Origin of the sequence: Streptomyces populi (genome assembly GCF_002911015.1) — a bacterium.
Classification (GTDB): domain Bacteria; phylum Actinomycetota; class Actinomycetes; order Streptomycetales; family Streptomycetaceae; genus Streptomyces; species Streptomyces populi.
Map to the genome: position 1 here is coordinate 66,804 of NZ_KZ626842.1, position 14,212 is coordinate 81,015.

General features: G+C 73.4%; 10 protein-coding genes and 2 pseudogenes. 8 read left to right on the forward strand and 4 right to left on the reverse strand.

Annotated features, from left to right (window positions below; translation table 11 throughout):
• Nucleotides 1-86 precede the first annotated feature (86 nt).
• Complete coding sequence (locus CW362_RS02530) at nt 87-1,601, forward strand: SDR family NAD(P)-dependent oxidoreductase (RefSeq protein WP_103547655.1); 1,515 nt, start codon at nt 87-89, stop codon at nt 1,599-1,601.
• A gap of 9 nt (nt 1,602-1,610) precedes the next feature.
• Here the strand turns inward: CW362_RS02530 and CW362_RS02535 are convergent, their stop codons facing one another.
• Nucleotides 1,611-2,432, reverse strand: coding sequence for an SDR family oxidoreductase (locus tag CW362_RS02535; RefSeq protein ID WP_103547656.1), 822 nt, complete (start codon nt 2,430-2,432; stop codon nt 1,611-1,613).
• A gap of 69 nt (nt 2,433-2,501) precedes the next feature.
• Nucleotides 2,502-3,098, reverse strand: coding sequence for an HD domain-containing protein (locus CW362_RS02540; protein WP_103547657.1), 597 nt, complete (start codon nt 3,096-3,098; stop codon nt 2,502-2,504).
• 528 nt (nt 3,099-3,626) lie between these two features.
• Here CW362_RS02540 and CW362_RS43715 point away from each other — a divergent pair.
• Nucleotides 3,627-3,803: a hypothetical protein gene (locus tag CW362_RS43715; RefSeq protein ID WP_167455602.1), complete on the forward strand. Its 177-nt coding sequence runs from the start codon at nt 3,627-3,629 to the stop codon at nt 3,801-3,803.
• A 170-nt stretch (nt 3,804-3,973) separates the two neighbouring features.
• Here CW362_RS43715 and CW362_RS02545 read toward each other — a convergent pair whose 3' ends face one another.
• The gene (locus tag CW362_RS02545; protein ID WP_103547658.1) at nt 3,974-5,314 is read right to left on the reverse strand and encodes an amidase; all 1,341 of its coding nucleotides are present in this window, start codon (nt 5,312-5,314) and stop codon (nt 3,974-3,976) included.
• A gap of 318 nt (nt 5,315-5,632) precedes the next feature.
• Between CW362_RS02545 and CW362_RS02550 the strand changes: the two genes are divergently transcribed.
• From CW362_RS02550 to CW362_RS02565, 4 genes and pseudogenes are all read left to right on the forward strand, one after another.
• Nucleotides 5,633-6,988 (forward strand): enolase C-terminal domain-like protein, encoded by a 1,356-nt coding sequence (locus CW362_RS02550; RefSeq protein WP_103547659.1) that lies wholly within the window; start codon nt 5,633-5,635, stop codon nt 6,986-6,988.
• On the forward strand, nt 6,985-7,776 hold the full coding sequence (locus tag CW362_RS02555; RefSeq protein WP_103547660.1) for an SDR family NAD(P)-dependent oxidoreductase: 792 nt from the start codon (nt 6,985-6,987) through the stop codon (nt 7,774-7,776). Before CW362_RS02550 ends, CW362_RS02555 begins: the two co-directional genes overlap by 4 nt.
• Nucleotides 7,773-8,759 (forward strand): annotated as a pseudogene (locus tag CW362_RS02560) (aldo/keto reductase). The gene CW362_RS02555 and the pseudogene CW362_RS02560 overlap by 4 nt, the downstream one beginning before the upstream one ends.
• Nucleotides 8,756-8,959 (forward strand): annotated as a pseudogene (locus CW362_RS02565) (amidohydrolase family protein); the annotation flags it as partial. The pseudogenes CW362_RS02560 and CW362_RS02565, both read left to right, overlap by 4 nt.
• Nucleotides 8,960-9,090: 131 nt before the next feature.
• Here the strand turns inward: CW362_RS02565 and CW362_RS02570 are convergent.
• Nucleotides 9,091-10,524 (reverse strand): lipase maturation factor family protein, encoded by a 1,434-nt coding sequence (locus tag CW362_RS02570; protein ID WP_103547661.1) that lies wholly within the window; start codon nt 10,522-10,524, stop codon nt 9,091-9,093.
• Between the two features lie 118 nt (nt 10,525-10,642).
• On the opposite strand from CW362_RS02570, the gene CW362_RS02575 reads away from it, so the two are divergent.
• Together CW362_RS02575 and CW362_RS02580 are read left to right on the forward strand one after the other, a co-directional pair.
• Nucleotides 10,643-11,977: a DUF6777 domain-containing protein gene (locus tag CW362_RS02575; RefSeq protein ID WP_103547776.1), complete on the forward strand. Its 1,335-nt coding sequence runs from the start codon at nt 10,643-10,645 to the stop codon at nt 11,975-11,977.
• 80 nt (nt 11,978-12,057) lie between these two features.
• The gene (locus tag CW362_RS02580; RefSeq protein ID WP_103547662.1) at nt 12,058-14,133 is read left to right on the forward strand and encodes a SpoIIE family protein phosphatase; all 2,076 of its coding nucleotides are present in this window, start codon (nt 12,058-12,060) and stop codon (nt 14,131-14,133) included.
• Nucleotides 14,134-14,212 lie beyond the last annotated feature (79 nt).

Below are 14,212 nucleotides of genomic sequence, written 5' to 3' on the forward strand. Positions count from 1 at the left end.
GTGCCGCGCGCGATTGGTCCGTAAAATTCCGCCTTCGAAAGCGAGCGCGGTTTCGAACGCGGCGCACAACCCGAGGAACGGCAGCGATGACGGTGACAGAGGACGGCCGGGCGACCCCCGCCGTGGACACGACAGATGTGGCGGCCGTCGCGTTCGGTCCCGGTATCGACCCCGAGCGGCTGGCCGTCTGCCTCGGCGTGCTCGACGAACTCGAGAAGATCGAGGTCGACCACCCCGACGCCATCGCCGTGCGCCGCGCCACCGCCGGCATCTACCGGACCGTGAAGCAGCGCCGCCGCCAGGAGCGCCGCGCTGCCAAGACCGCCCACGACAAGATGGTCACCGAGTCCACCGCGACCGGCTCCGCCCAGCGCATCGACGACGAGACCGAGGGCATCCTGCCCTCGTCCGTCACCGAGGCCGGCCAGATCGCGGGCATACTCCAGCGGCCGCGGTCCTGCTACACCTGCAAGACGCGGTACGTCGAGGTCGACTACTTCTACCACCAGCTCTGCCAGGACTGCGCCGCCCTGAACCGCTCCCGCCGCGACGCCCGCACCGACCTCACCGGCAAGCGGGCGCTGCTCACCGGCGGCCGCGCCAAGATCGGCATGTACATCGCGCTGCGCCTGCTGCGTGACGGCGCGCACACCACGATCACCACCCGCTTCCCGAACGACGCGATCCGCCGCTTCAAGGCCATGGACGACTCGGCGGACTGGATGCACCGCCTGGAGGTCGTCGGCATCGACCTGCGCGACCCGGCCCAGGCCGTGGCGCTGGCCGACCGCGTCGCCGAGCAGGGCCCGCTCGACATCCTGATCAACAACGCCACGCAGACCGTGCGCCGGCTGCCCTCCGCCTACTCCGCGCTCGTCGAGGGCGAGAGTGCCCCGCTGCCGGCCGGTGAACTGCCCGCCCGGCACGTCATCGGCGCCTTCAACTCCGGCGCGGTCGACGGACTGCAGGCGCTGCCCGTCGGCGTCTCCGGCATCGAGGCGCAGAAGGTGGCCGACCTCGCCCTGGTCGCCGGGAACGCCAGCGTGGAGCGGCACCGCGAGGGCACCGCGATCGACGCGGGCGGCCTGCTCCCCGACGTCGTCGAGAGCAACACCTGGGTGCAGACCATCGAGCAGATCTCCCCGGTCGAGCTGCTCGAGACCCAGCTGTGCAACTACACGGCGCCGTTCATCCTGATCAGCAAGCTGCGGCCGCAGATGGCCGAGGCCGCCCGCACGGCGCCCAAGGGCCGCGCGTACGTCGTCAACGTCTCCGCGATGGAGGGCGTGTTCGGCCGCGGCTACAAGGGCGCGGGGCACCCCAACACCAACGCCGCGAAGGCCGCCATGAACATGGTGACCCGGACCAGCGCCCAGGAGATGTTCCAGACCGACGGCATCCTGATGACCTCGGTCGACACCGGCTGGATCACCGACGAGCGCCCGCACTACGACAAGCTGCGCCTGGCCGACGAGGGCTTCCACGCCCCGCTGGACCTGGTCGACGGCGCGGCCCGGGTGTACGACCCGATCGTCCGCGGCGAGCTGGGCGAGGACCTGTACGGCGTCTTCATGAAGGACTACGCGCCCGGCAAGTGGTAGGGCCGCCGGCTACCGCGCGGACCCCCGCCCGTCGGGGGTCCGCCGGCGCAGCCGTTCGTGGACGGCGTGGGCGGGGGAGTCCGGGCGGGCCGCCCGCACCCGCGTGCCCCCGTCGACCAGCAGGTCGGCACCGGTGATCCACCCGGCCGCGTCGGAGACCAGCCAGGTCACGGCGGCGGCCACGTCCTCGGGCCGTCCGATGCGCCCGAGCGGGAGCGAGGCGCCCAGTTCGTCCTCGGAGCCCTCCCACACGAAGCGGGCCATCTCGGTACGGACGAGGCCGGGGGAGACCGAGTTGACCCGCACCCCCGGCGCCAGCTCGCCGGCCAGCTGCCGGGTCAGGTGGAGCAGGGCCGCCTTGCTGGTGCCGTACGCGCCGACCCGGGGGCCGACGTGCTCGGCGCCTTCCGTGCAGACGTTGACCACGGCCCCGCCGTGCTCGCCCATCCAGGCCCGCCAGGCGCACTGCACCAGGCGCAGCGGCGCCTCGACGTTCACCGCGAACGCCTCGCGCCAGTGCTCCGGGTCGGCGTCCATGAGCGGGCCGTAGGGCTGGTTGGTCGCCGCGTTGTTGACGACGATGTCCAGGCGTCCGAAGGTGCGCAGCGTGAGTCCGGTCAGCTCGTCCAGATGCGCCGCGTCGGTGACGGAACCCGCCAGGCCGATGCCCCCGACCCGCTCGGCGGCGCGCCGTACCGCGTCGGGATCGCGCGCGCTCACGCACACCCGGACACCCGCTCCGGCGAGCGCCTCGGCGACGGCGAGGCCGATTCCGCGCGAGGCGCCGGTGACGACGGCGGCCCTGCCCTGAAGTCCGTACGGCGGCGTCATCCGCGTACCGTCTCATGACGGGCCGTCAGTCGACAGGCCCCGGCGGCGACCGCCGGGGCGCCGGTGCCGTCAGTCCGCGGCGCCCAGCCGCACGGAACGTTCCGCCACCAGCTCCAGCAGGGTGCGCCAGTCCTCCATGTCCCCGGTGTACAGGCCGGGGACATGGCCGGCGTCGTCCGCCTGCCGCAGGGTCACCGCGTCCTCGGCCAGCGGGTCCTGCTCGAACGCCGCCGCCTCGTGCGGGGTCATCGCGCCGCCCCGGGCGGTCACGGCGAGGGGGGCGAGCGGGGACGGTCCGCGGTCCGGAGAGGTGGCCGCCAGGTAGCGCTCCGCCGCGACGTGCAGACGTACGAGACCGGAGACCCGCTCGCCGAGGAGCGGCCGCACCGCGTCCGCGGCGTGGTCGGCGTGCCCGGCGTCGTCGCCCGGCCTGAGCAGATGCCCGATGTCGTGCACCAGACCGGCGACCTGTAGCTCCTTGTCGCTGGGATGTCCCCGGCGCAGCAGCGCGGCGGTCTGCAGGGCGTGGTCGTGCAGGTCGACGGGGCCGCCGACGGGGGTCCCCCCGCCCGGGCGAAGCCGTGCGTGAGGGAGCGCCGGAGGCTCGTGGACACCCCGGCAGGCGTGCAGCAGATCCATCAGCTCCTCGACGCTGCGCAGCTCCATGCGTCAGTCCTCCCGCGAGAAAGGCCGTTGCCGTGCGACAGCAGAGCATGGGCTCCTTGCGAACCGGCCAACGGGAACTGAACTGCGTGACGTCTTCGGTGCCGGATGCGTGCGACGGCCGTCGGCCGATGGTGACCCAGTCCTGCCCGTGACGGGTCCCGACGCCCCCGTCCAGGGGCGATATTGAGCCGAACGGGTGGCCGCGAAGAGGGCATCATGTTTCAAATCGCCGCAGATCGGGGCCTGGTGAGACCTGGATGACGTGTGACAGTAACCTCAAGTTTTCAGCCCCATAGAGCGGGGGGCCGCTCATTTGGTTAGGCTGTAGCCGACGGACAGACTCACTGGGGTCCACCCACACCCACGGTCCGTCCCGGGACAAGCCGGTCACCACGGCCTGCTCTCACACGAGTTACCGGCGCCACCGCGTCCCTAACTGCTTCGACTCAGACCCGAGCGGGCGTCAGGCGGCCCGAGAGCACCGGGCGCTAACGTCCCCAGGGTGACCCGACACATAAGGAGTGCGCGGTGACACCAGAGAAGACGAAACTCGATCACGGCCCCGACGAACGCACGGAGCACCTCGGCGGTGGGTCCGACACCAAGCTCGGAAGCCTGGACGTGTGGGCCAGGTCCGCCCCTATCCGCCTCGCGGGCTACGAGGACGACCTCGCCGAGCCCCACATCCTGCCCAGCGTCGACTGAACGACACCGGGGTCCGGCACGATCGACCACGGCACGGGAGTGCCGGACCCGCGCTCGTGCCGAGCAGGAGAAGCCGCGGCCGACGAACGGTCGCGGCTTCGGCACGTGACGCCACGGCCCGCCGGACGGACCACCTCCGGCCGGGCGGCCCTCTCCGGCCGGACGCCGCCCTAGCCGAGCGGGGCCGTGCGCCGCCACGGGTGGAGCACTTCCAGTTGCGCGGCCACGTCCAGCAGGGCGGCCTCGGAGCCGGGCAGGCCGACGAGCTGGACGGCGCAGGGGGCGCCGTTCGGCAGCTTCCCGAACGGAACCGACATCGCGGGCCAGCCGGTGAGGTTCCAGGGCGGGGTCATCGGCGAGTAGTTGGTGTTGGCCAGGACATTGCGCAGCCAGCCCCGCTTGTGCCAGTCGACGGAGGACGGACTGCGCCGGGCGAGTGCCGGGGTGAGCAGCACGTCGTGCTCCGCGAAGAACGCCGCCAGGCGCCCGCGCAGCTGCTCGCGGCGTTCCCCCTTGCGCACCCCGGTGACGAAGCGGCGCCCGATCGCGGCGTGCACGCGGGTGCGCCGGGCCAGCCTGCGCGGGTCGAGATCCTCGGCGTCCACCGCGGTGCCCGCCGTCCAGTGCGCGAGCGAGGCCGTGCTCAGCCAGAGCGGGTACGGCGGGTTCGCGGTCCGTACCCGGTGGCCCGCCTCGGCCAGCAGGGCGGCGGCCTCCCGGGCCGCGTCCGTGTACGGCCGGGTGACGTGGACACCGGCCAGCGGGCTGCGCACCGAGAGGGCGATCCTGCGGGTGACGGGCTCCGCGGGCGGCGCCGGCTCGATGTCCGCGAGGAGGGCGAACACCAGCCGGGCGTCCTCGACCGTCGTGGCCAGCGGGCCGTTCTCCGACATGCCGAACCAGTCGCCGTGGCCGATCCCGGCGGGGATCACCCCGTGGCCCGGTTTCAGGGTCACCAGACCGCAGTTGGCGGCCGGTATGCGCAGCGAGCCCATGCCGTCGTTGCCGAGCGCGACCGGCACCATCGCGGCGGCGACCGCCGCCGCGCTGCCGCCCGAGGAGCCGCCCGCCGTGCGGGACAGGTCCCAGGGGTTGCGGGCGTTGCCGTACACGCCCTCCGTGGTGCCGAAGACACAGAGTTCGGGCACGTTCGTCAGGCCCACCACGACGGCGCCCGCCGCCCGCAGCCGGGCCACGGTGACGTGATCCTCGTCGGCGGGGGTGTCCGCGGTCGCGGCGGAACCGTTGCGGGTCGACTCGCCGCGCACCGCGAGGTTGTCCTTCACCGCCACCGGCACCCCCGCCAGGGGGAGCCGGCCGAGGTCCCGGCCGGACAGCTCGTCGGCCTCCGCGAGGGCGGCCCCGGCGCGGACCGTGCGGAAGGCGCCGACGCGCCCGTCGAGGCGTTCGATCCGCGCGAGGTGTTCGGCCACCACCTCGCGGGGGGTGACCTTCTTCTCGCGTACGGCTGCGGCGATCTCGGTGGCGGTCCGGCCGGCCCAGGTGGTCACGGGCGCTCCTCACTCGTGTCGTACTGGTGAGTAGTTACGGGGAGCACTCTGCCCGCAGCGAGGCCGTCGCGTCGAGGGTCCGCGGTCCCGGACCTCCGGCCACCCCCGGTCACGGCCCCGGCGGGCGGGCCGACGACGATCCGGCCGGAGCGCCCCTGAGGCACCCGGGTCCCTCCGAGGGGGTGCCCGGCGGGACGGAACCGTCGAGGCCGAGGCGTGTCCGACGCTGTACGGGGACGGGTGGGAGGAGAGATCCTCGGGACCGAGCGTCTTCCGCACCCGGCAAAGGACCCCCTGTCTCCGACGGAAAGGCCCGCCGTGCCCCCGACCCCCGCCCGCGTCGTCGCGGTCGGCACCCACGACATCCGCTTCCCCACATCGCGCGAGCTCGACGGCTCGGACGCGATGAACCCGGACCCCGACTACTCGGCCGCGTACGTCGTGCTGCGCACCGACGCCCCCGACGGAACCGAGGGGCACGGCTTCGCCTTCACCATCGGGCGGGGCAACGACGTCCAGGTCGCGGCGATCGACGCGCTGCGGGGGCACGTGGTCGGACGGTCCCTCGACGAGTTGTGCGCCGACCCCGGCTCCCTGTCCAGGGACCTGGTCGGCGACAGCCAACTGCGCTGGCTCGGACCGGAGAAGGGCGTGATGCACATGGCGATCGGCGCCGTCGTCAACGCCGCGTGGGACCTGGCCGCCAGGCGCGCGGGCCGGCCGCTGTGGCAACTGCTCGCGGAGGCCGATCCCGAGTGGCTCGTCGACCAGGTCGACTTCCGCTATCTCACGGACGCGCTGACGCCCGGAGAGGCGCTGGAACTGCTGCGCCGGGGCCGTGAGGGCGCCGGGGAACGCGCCGCGGCCCTGCGCGCCCGGGGCTTCCCCGCGTACACCACCTCACCCGGCTGGCTCGGGTACAGCGACGAGAAGCTCACCCGCCTGGCCGTCGAGGCCGTCGCCGGGGGATTCCGGCACATCAAGCTGAAGGTGGGCGCGGACCCGGCGGAGGACCTGCGCCGCCTGCGCGCCGCCCGTGCGGCGGTGGGCCCGCACATCCGTATCTCCGTCGACGCCAACCAGCGCTGGGACGTGGACGAGGCGATCGTCCGGACCAAGGCGCTCGGCGAGTTCGAACCGTACTGGATCGAGGAGCCGACCAGCCCCGACGACATCCTCGGCCACGCCGCCGTGCGCCGGGCGGTCGCCCCCGTCAAGGTCGCCACCGGCGAGCACGTGCACAACCGCGTCGTCTTCAAGCAGCTCCTCCAGGCGGGCTCCATCGACATCGCGCAGATCGACGCCGCGCGGGTCGGGGGAGTCAACGAGAACCTCGCTGTCCTGCTCCTCGCCGCCAAGTTCGGCGTCCCGGTCTGCCCGCACGCCGGGGGAGTGGGCCTGTGCGAACTCGTCCAGCACCTCTCGATGTTCGACTTCGTCGCCCTGTCCGGCACCACCGACGACCGTGTCATCGAGTACGTCGACCATCTGCACGACCACTTCACCGAACCGGTGGTGATCCGCGACGGCCACTACACCGCACCCACCGCGCCGGGCTTCTCCGCCGCGATGCGGCCCGAGTCCGTCGCGGAGTTCACCTATCCCGGCGGTGCCTTCTGGACCGCCGACCTCGCCCGGCGGAACGCCGGGAACCGGAAGGAGCGAGCCGTATGACGGACTTCCACGACTCCGAGGGGCATCGGGCAGGCCAGGACTTCGACGGCCTCAAGGCGCTGGTGACCGGCGGAGCCTCGGGGATCGGCAGGGCGGCGGCCGGCCTCCTCGCCGCCCGCGGTGCCCGGGTCGCCGTCCTCGACCTCGATCCGTCGTCCGTGGACGAGCCGCTGACCGGACACCGGGCCGACGTCACCGACGACGCCTCCGTGCGCGCGGCCGTGGCCGCCGCGGTCGCGGACCTGGGCGGACTCGACATCCTGGTCAACAACGCGGGGATCGGCGCCCGCGGCACCGTGGAGGACAACGACGACGCGGAGTGGCACCGGGTCCTGGACGTCAACCTCCTCGGTGTCGTGCGGACGACCCGTGCCGCCCTGCCCCACCTGCGGGAATCCGCGCACGCGGCCGTCGTGAACACCTGCTCGGTCGCGGCCGCGGCCGGACTGCCGCAGCGGGCGCTGTACTCGGCCTCCAAGGGCGCCGTCCTCGCGCTGACCCTCGCCATGGCCGCCGACCACGTCGGCGAAGGCATCCGCGTCAACTGTGTCAACCCCGGGACGGTGGACACCCCTTGGGTCGGCCGGCTCCTGGACGCCGCTCCCGATCCGGCCGCCGAGCGCGCCGCGCTGGAAGCCCGCCAGCCCACCGGCCGTCTGGTGACGGCGGCCGAAGCGGCGGGCGCCATCGCCTACCTGGCGAGCCCGTTGTCCGGATCCACCACCGGCACCGTGCTCGCGGTGGACGGCGGGATGCAGGGCCTGCGGCCGCGCCCGGCGGTCCGGTGAACTCCCTCGGCGGCAGCGGCGTCCCCGTCGGCGCGCTGTCCTTCGGCGCCGCCGGCATCGGCAACCTGTACACCGAGGTCACCGACGAGCAGGCGTACGAGGCGGTCGGCGCCGCCTGGACGAGCGGCATCCGCTACTTCGACACCGCCCCGCACTACGGCCTCGGCCTCTCCGAACGGCGCCTGGGAGCGGCCCTGCGCGGCCTGCCGCGCGCGGAGTACACCGTCTCGACCAAGGTGGGCCGCCTCCTGGAGGCCGTGGAGACGGGCGGCGACGACCTGGCCGACGGCTTCGCCGTGCCCGTCACGCACCGCCGCGTGTGGGACTTCAGCGCCGACGGCGTACGGCGCGGCCTGGAGGCCAGTCTCGAACGCCTCGGTCTCGACCGCGTGGACGTCGTCTACCTCCACGACCCCGACGACCATGCCGGGTAGGCGTTCCGCGAGGGCCTTCCCGCACTGGCGGAGCTGCGCTCGCAGGGAGTGGTGCGCGCGATCGGCGTGGGCATGAACCGGACGCGGATGCTGACCCGGTTCGTCCGTGAGACCGATGTCGACGTGGTGCTGTGCGCGGGCCGCTACACCCTCCTGGACCAAAGCGCTCTCGCCGAGCTGCTGCCCGCGGCCCAGGAGCGCGGCACCTCCGTCGTCATCGGCGGCGCCTTCAACTCCGGCCTGCTGGCAGGCCCCGGGCCCGGAGCGACGTACGACTACGCCGCGGCGCCCGCGGAACTGCTGGACCGCGCCCTGCGCATCGAGGGGATCGCGGGACGCCACGGCACCACCCTGCGCGCCGCCGCCCTGGCCTTCCCGGCCGCCCATCCGGCCGTGGCGACCGTCCTGGCCGGGGCCCGCTCGGCGGCAGAAGTCCGCGACTGCGCCGAGCAGTTCGCGACACCGGTGCCCCCGGACTTCTGGCGGGAGCTGTGCGCGGAGGGACTCCTCCCCGCATCCGCGCCCCTCCCCGCCCCGGAGCAGGCGTGAGGGTCGACGCGCACCACCACGTGTGGGACCTGTCGGTCCGGGACCAGGACTGGATCACCGGACCCGAACTGCTCCCCCTGCGCCGGGACTTCGGGATCGCCGATCTCGAAGCGGTGGCCGGGGCCGCCGGGGTGGACCGCACGGTCCTCGTCCGGACGGTCACCGTGGCCGAGGAGACCCCGGAGCTGCTCGCGCTCGCGGAGCGCGGTCCGCGGAGCTGACGGCGGGCCTGGACGAGAGCGGACGCCGGGCCGTCTTCACCGGCACGGCCACCCGCGTCTACCGCCTCTGACCGGCGTCCGCCCGTCGCCGCGTACCGGCGCGAGGCCCGTCACCGACGCGAGGCCCGTCGCCCGACCGCGCCCTCCAGCCGGGTCGGCGGGAGGAAGTCACGCACAGGGGTCCGGTGCCAGCACGCGCCCGTCTCGCGCAGCTCGCGCCAGGTCGTGTACCGGTAGCGGAAGAGACGGGCACGGATGTAGCGGGGCGGCGCGTCGGCGGGGAACGGGGAGCGGCGCAGCAGTCGCAGCGTGTCACGGTCGTTCTCCAGGAGCCGCTCCACGAGACCGGAGAACCAGGTGCCGGCGTATCCGGGGGAGAGCGCCACGAACCACATCAGCCAGTCGAGCCGCAGATGGTACGGCGCGAACTGGCGCGGCCAGTGCCGCGGATCGCCCGGTTTGCCCTTGAACTCGTACTCCCTCCACTCGGCGTCCTCGCGCGGCACCTCGTCCGCCGTGCCCTCGACGACCACCTCGTGACGCATCCTGCTGACGCTGCCGAACGCCCCGTAGGTGTTCACCAGATGGAGCGGGTCGAAGGAGCGGTTCATGACCTGCCGCCGGGAGACCAGATTGCGTGCCGGGCGGTAGCTGAGGGCCACCAGGCCCGCGGCCGCCACCAGCACGACCACCTCGTACCACAGCGGCGCGGCGGGGGTTTCCGGAGCGGTGCCGGGCAGTTCGGTCACGCTCAGGGCGAGCACGATCGTCGTCCAGTTCAGCCAGGCGAAGTTGCCGGACAGGACCAGCCACAGCTGGGTCAGGATCATCAGCGAGGCCGCCGCCGTCGCGATCGGCTGCGGGGTGAACAGCAGCACGGGAAGCACCAGTTGGGTGAAGTGGTTCGCGGCCACCTCGACCCGGTGGAAAGGCTTCGGCAGATGGTGGAAGAACCAGCTCAGCGGACCCGGCATCGGCTGGGTCTCGTGGTGGTAGTAGAGGCAGGTCAGCTTCCGCCAGCAGGCGTCGCCCCGCATCTTGATCAGCCCCGCCCCGAACTCCACGCGGAACAGCACCCAGCGCATGAGGAACAGCACGACGACCGGCGGCGCCACCTCGTCGTTGCCGAGGAACACCGCGAGGAAGCCCACCTCGAGGAGCAGCGACTCCCAGCCGAACGCGTACCAGGTCTGGCCGACGTTGACGACCGACAGGTACAGGGCCCACGGGACGAGCCACAGCAGCATCGCGCCCCAGAGCGGCACCAGCCCGTCGAGTCCGGCGGCCAGCGCCGCCGACACCGCGCAGCCCGTCCAGCACCAGGCGGCGTAGAAGCGGTCGGAGTAGCGCCAGTGGAACACGCTCGGCGCGTCCCGGAACGCGACCCGCCGCACGAAGCGGGGCACGGGCAGCATCCCGTGCTCCCCGGTCAGCGCGCGGAACTGCAGGGCCGCGCCCAGGAACGCGACCAGATACAGCACGGCCAGTCCCCGCTGGAACACCAGCCGGCCCATCCAGTAATCGGGTGCGACGAACCACTCCATGGCGCGTGCTCCTCTCCCCTCCATTGTGACGCTGGGTGACCGATTTCCGCTTGCGTGCGCCAAGAGGGTGACGCAGACAATGAGGCACCAACTGCCCGGGACGAACGGGAGAGACGTGGTGCGCATACCCACCAGGACCTTCGCCGCGGCCTGCTCGCTCGCGGCCGCGCTCCTTGTCGTCGCGGGCTGCGGCGGCGGTGGCGGGGACGCGCCGCCGAACGGGTCCACCGGCGGCGAAGTGCTCCTCCAGCCCCTCGCGGACCAGGGGCCCGACCCCTTCACGGCACCCACCGACACCACCCCCGCGTCCCGGCCGCCCATCACCCGAACGCCGCAACCGTCGGCCACCGTCACCGAGGGAGTGCGCTCGGTCTCGGGCGCCACACCGGGCCTGTACGGCGGCACCCGGAACACCGGCAGCTGCGACGTCGGCAAGCAGATCCGCTACCTGGCCTCCGACCCCGCCAGGACCCGCGCCTTCGCCGAGCTCTCCGGCATCTCCCCCGAGTCCGTCCCGGACTACCTGCGCCGGCTGACCCCGGTCGTGCTGCGCGCCGACACCGGTGTCACGGACCACGGGTTCGCCGCCGGACGGGCGACCGGCTACCAGGCGGTGCTCCAGGCCGGTACGGCCGTCCTCGTCGACGACCGGGGCGTGCCCCGGGTCCGCTGCGCCTGCGGCAACCCGCTGGGCCGGCCCACCGCGCGGGACGGGAACCCGGACACCCGGGGCAGGCCCTGGAACGGGTACCGGCCCGCCCAGGTCGTCGTGGTGACGCCGGCGCCCGACGTGATCACCGACATCACGATCGTCGACACCGGCGACGACACCTGGATCGAGCGGCCGGTCGGGTACCAGGGCCACCGTCACGACCACGCCGTACCGCCGCCCGACGGCCCGACCCCGGGGCCGCACGACTCCGCTCCCGGGCACGAGCCCTCCACCGAGGCCCCGGGGGGCGGCCGGAGCCCGTCCCCGGACGCCTCCGCGTCCGACTGCCCCACGCCGACCGCGACGGTGACCCCGGCCCCGACCTCGACGCCGGGCACCGGGGAGGGCACCCCCGACGAGAGCGCCGGGCCCGGCACCGTGCCCACCGGCGCTCCGACGGACGGCGCCGTCATGGACGTGGCCGGGCCGGTCCGGTCCGCGCGCCCGAGCGCCGAGCCCTCGCACTGTCCCCGGGCCACCGTCACGGCGGCGCCGACGACGGAGCCGGGGACCACTCCGGACCCCTCGGGCACCACGGCTCCGCGGCCGGATCCGTCCGCCCCCGACCGCCCGGACTCCCCGGAACCCTCGGCATCGCGGACCCCGTCCGACGAACCGGGCGCGCCCACCGAGGACACCGCCCCGGACGGCCCCGACGTGCCCGACGACGGGCTGATCCCCGACGGGCCGGCCGGTCCGGACAGCGTCTTCGACGTCTCGGCCGACGCCCCCGGCGGGTGAACGCCGTCCCCCCGTCGCAGGGCCCGGAACCAGGCCTCCCAGAAGTCGAACAATCGGGCAAATGCTGGCATGGTTGCCCCATGGTTGATCGGGGAGCGAGCGCCCTGTCACTCCCGGACGACTGGCCCGCCCACCCGGATCCGATCCTGGCGCTCAACCGCATGGGCAGCTTCGACTGGGACCTGGACACCGGTCTGATGCAGATGGACGCCCAGGCCCACGAGGTCTTCGACGTGCGCCCGGACGAATACGACGGGAACCCCGCCACCCTCGGCATGCGCGTTCCTCCGGCCGAGTCGCGCCGGCTCGACACGATGGTCTCGCACGCCCTCAAGGACGGCAGCGAGAACTACGGCGCCTACTTCCGCATCCGCCGCCGCGACGGCACCCTGCGCTGGACCCACACCCAGGGCTACATCCGCCGCGACGGGACCGGCCGGCCGCGCCGGATCATCGGCATCGTCCGCGACGCCACGGCGGAACTCGACGAGAGCGTGGCGCGTCGCGAACAGGCCGCCCGGCACGAGGTACGGCGCCAGCAGACCAGCGTCGTCCAGCTGACCACGGCCGCGCTGGCCCACGCCGTCACCGTGCAGGACGTCATCGACGTGCTGCAGGACACCCACGGCCTCACCCACCTCGGGGCGGCCAGCCTGGTCATGGGCCTGGTGGAGGCCGGCCGCATCCGCATGGTCGCCACGGGCCCCGAGCACAGCTACGTCCCCGGCACCCGCATCACGCGCCTGGACGCGCAGTACCCGATGAACGAGGTCGTACGGACCCTCGTGCCGCACTTCATCGAGTCGCCCGAGGAGTTCGCCGAGTCCTATCCGCTCCTGTGGCCGAACATCACCGACCTGAAGATCACCTCGGCCGCCTATCTGCCGCTCATCGTGCAGGCCCGTCCCATCGGCGCCATCGGCCTGCTCTACAACGACCGGCGCGGTTTCTCGGAGGACGAGCGCAACGTCCTCGTCGCGCTCGGCAGCAGCATCGCCCAGAGCCTCCAGCGGGCCATGTTCTTCGAACAGGAGAAGGACCTCGCCCAGGGCCTCCAGCAGGCCATGCTGCCGCGTTCCATCCCCAGTGTGAGCGGCGCCGACATCGCCGTCCGCTACCGCTCCGCCTCGCTCGGCCGTGACATCGGCGGCGACTGGTACGACCTGATCCCGCTGCCCGGCGGACGCGTCGGCGCGGTCATCGGCGACGTCCAGGGCCACGACACCCACGCGGCCGCCGTCATGGGCCAGCTGCGCATCGTCCTGCGCGCCTACGCGGCCGAGGGCCACACCCCGGCCACCGTGATGGCCCGCGCCTCCGTCTTCCTCCACGAACTCGACACCGACCGCTTCGCGACCTGCCTGTACGCGGAGATCGACCTGTCCACCGGAGTGACCCAGCTGGTCCGCGCCGGCCACATCGACCCGCTCCTGCGGTACGCCGACCGGACCTGCCGGCGACTGCCCCTGGAGGGCGGCCTGCCGCTCGGCCTGTCCGCCGAGTTCGGACGCCTCGAGTACCCGGTCGCCACCGTGGAACTCGACCCCGGCGAGACCCTGCTGCTGTGCACCGACGGGCTCGTCGAGGAGCCGGGCGTCGACCTCGCCGAGGGCATGCGCATCCTCGGGGAACGCATCCGCGGCGGTCCGGACGACGTCAGCGACCTGGCCGACCGGCTCATCGACATGGCCGAGGAACGCGGCGGCGACGACGACGTCGCCCTGCTGCTCCTGCGCCGCCACGGTCTGATCGACCAGCGCTCGGGCGGACGCCTCCAGCAGCACGTGGCGCCCGGCGACCCGGAGGCGCTCAGCGAGGCCCGCCACATGATCCGGGCCGCCGTCCGCGCGTGGGGAGCCCGTGAGCGGGCCGACGAAATCGAGCTGGTCGCCGACGAACTGATCACCAACGCCCTCATGCACACCGAGGGCTCGGCCATCGTCACCCTGCGCGTCCTGGCCGGGTCCGACCGCAGACTGCGCGTCGAGGTCGAGGACTCCTCCAGCGCGCTGCCGCGCCGCCGCGAGGCGGGCGAGTCCGGTGTCTCGGGCCGCGGGCTGCTGCTCGTCGACCGCCTCACCGACGTCTGGGGCGTCGAGGCGCGCGGCGGCGGCAAATGCGTGTGGTGCGAGTTCATGGTGGGGGAACGCGGCTGATCCCCGGAGGGAGCCGACGCGGTGGAGGCACCTCCTGGTAGGAGGCCGGGGGACGTCGGCGAGTGACGGCGATGCCGCT

What these genes read in the sequence shown, in the direction of transcription:
- CW362_RS02580 (WP_103547662.1), top strand. Translation starts at nt 12,058, where the DNA reads ATGGTTGATCGGGGAGCGAGCGCCCTGTCACTCCCGGACGACTGGCCC.
- CW362_RS02555 (WP_103547660.1), top strand. Translation starts at nt 6,985, where the DNA reads ATGACGGACTTCCACGACTCCGAGGGGCATCGGGCAGGCCAGGACTTC.
- CW362_RS02540 (WP_103547657.1), bottom strand. Translation starts at nt 3,098, where the DNA reads ATGGAGCTGCGCAGCGTCGAGGAGCTGATGGATCTGCTGCACGCCTGC.
- CW362_RS02570 (WP_103547661.1), bottom strand. Translation starts at nt 10,524, where the DNA reads ATGGAGTGGTTCGTCGCACCCGATTACTGGATGGGCCGGCTGGTGTTC.
- CW362_RS02530 (WP_103547655.1), top strand. Translation starts at nt 87, where the DNA reads ATGACGGTGACAGAGGACGGCCGGGCGACCCCCGCCGTGGACACGACA.
- CW362_RS02535 (WP_103547656.1), bottom strand. Translation starts at nt 2,432, where the DNA reads ATGACGCCGCCGTACGGACTTCAGGGCAGGGCCGCCGTCGTCACCGGC.